This is a genomic window from Actinomadura logoneensis (assembly GCF_003428695.1).
Classification (GTDB): Bacteria; Actinomycetota; Actinomycetes; order Streptosporangiales; family Streptosporangiaceae; genus Spirillospora; species Spirillospora logoneensis.
The window spans coordinates 1-1,633 of sequence record NZ_QURH01000553.1; the positions used below are offsets into that span (position 1 = coordinate 1).

Here is a 1,633-nt window from a genome sequence, read left to right on the forward strand (position 1 = left end):
CCACGTACGTGGTCACGGCCGCTGCCGGATGAGGCGGGCGGGCGGGGTCAGGCTGAGCGGGACTGCTCGGCCAGGAGTTCGGCGATCGCCTGGAGGGCCAGGACGTAGGACATCAGGCCGAAACCCGCGACCGTGCCGGTCGCGACGCCCGCGACGACCGAGGTGTGGCGGAACTCCTCGCGGGCGGCCGGGTTCGAGATGTGCACCTCGACCAGCGGCGCGGTGCGCTGCGCCAGGGCGTCGCGCAGCGCGTAGGAGTAGTGCGTGAACGCGGCCGGGTTCAGCACGATCGGGATGCGCTCGTCGGCGGCCTCGTGCACCCAGGCGATCATCTCGGCCTCGTCGTCGGTCTGCCGGACCTCGACGTGCAGGTCGAGGCGGCGGCCGGTCTCGCGGCAGAGCGCGGTCAGGTCGTCGAAGGACGCCGCGCCGTAGACGTCCGGCTCGCGGGTGCCGAGGCGGCGCAGGTTCGGGCCGTTCAGGACCAGGACGGAGTTCACTCGGCGACCCTCCGGTAGGCGGCGGCGAGCAGCTCCTCGTCCGGGCCCTCCAGCCGGCCCGGCCGGGCGAGGCCGTCGAGGACGACGAAGCGGAGCGTGCCGCCGCGGGACTTCTTGTCGATGGTCATCGCGGCGCGCAGCTCGTCCCAGGCGTCCGCGTCGTAGGTCGTCGGCAGGTGCACCGACGCCAGCACGTGCTCGGTGCGGTCCACCAGGTCGGAGCGTCCGGCGAGGCGGGCCAGCTCGGCGGCGTAGACCATGCCGACCGCGACGGCGTGGCCGTGCGGGAAGCGGTACGCCTCGGCCTTCTCGATGGCGTGCGCGAGCGTGTGCCCGTAGTTGAGGATCTCCCGCAGGCCGCTCTCCTTCAGGTCGGCGGAGACGACGTCGGCCTTCACCCGGACGGCGCGTTCGATCAGCTCGACGGTGTGCGGGCCCTCGGGGTGGCGGGCGGCGACCGGGTCGCCCTCGATGAGGTCGAGGATGACCGGGTCGGCGATGAAGCCCGCCTTGATCGTCTCGGCGAGGCCGCTGACGTAGTCGCGCTCGGGCATGGACGCGAGCGCCGACACCTCGCAGAGCACCCCGGCGGGCGGGTGGAACGCGCCCACCAGGTTCTTGCCCTCGGGGATGTCGATGCCGGTCTTGCCGCCGACCGCCGCGTCCACCATGGCGAGCAGCGTGGTCGGGACGTGCACGACCCTCACGCCGCGCAGCCAGGACGCGGCGGCGAACCCGGCGAGGTCGGTCGTGGCGCCGCCGCCGACGCCGACGACCGCGTCCGAGCGGGTCATGCCGAGCCGAGCGAAGTCCGACCAGAGCCCGGCGAGGACGCCGGTCTCCTTGGCCGCCTCCCCCGACGGCACCGGCAGTTCGCGCACGTCGTATCCGGCGGCGGTGAGCGCGGCCGTCACCGGGCGGACGAGCTCGGGCAGCGCCTCGTCGTGGACGACCGCGACGATCCGCGCCTTCTCGCCCAGCAGACCGGGCAGTTCGCCGTGGACGTCCGTGCCGATGACGACGTCGTAGGGGTCCGGACCGCCCACGTGGACGCGGCGGGTCGTGCCGCCGTCCCGCGTCGCGGGCGTCCCGCCGGGCCCCGCCGCGCCGTCCCGGGCCGCGGGGGTCTCGCC

General features: G+C 74.6%; 2 protein-coding genes. Both read right to left on the reverse strand.

The genetic code is table 11. The features are described from left to right. Nucleotides 1–47: 47 nt before the first annotated feature. Entirely contained in the window at nucleotides 48–500 is a 453-nt protein-coding gene (aroQ, locus tag DZF91_RS24065) for a type II 3-dehydroquinate dehydratase (RefSeq protein WP_117359574.1), read from the reverse strand. Further along, complete coding sequence (gene aroB, locus DZF91_RS24070; protein ID WP_117359575.1) at nucleotides 497–1,546, reverse strand: 3-dehydroquinate synthase; 1,050 nt, start codon at nucleotides 1,544–1,546, stop codon at nucleotides 497–499. Before aroB ends, aroQ begins: the two co-directional genes overlap by 4 nt. Nucleotides 1,547–1,633: the final 87 nt, after the last annotated feature.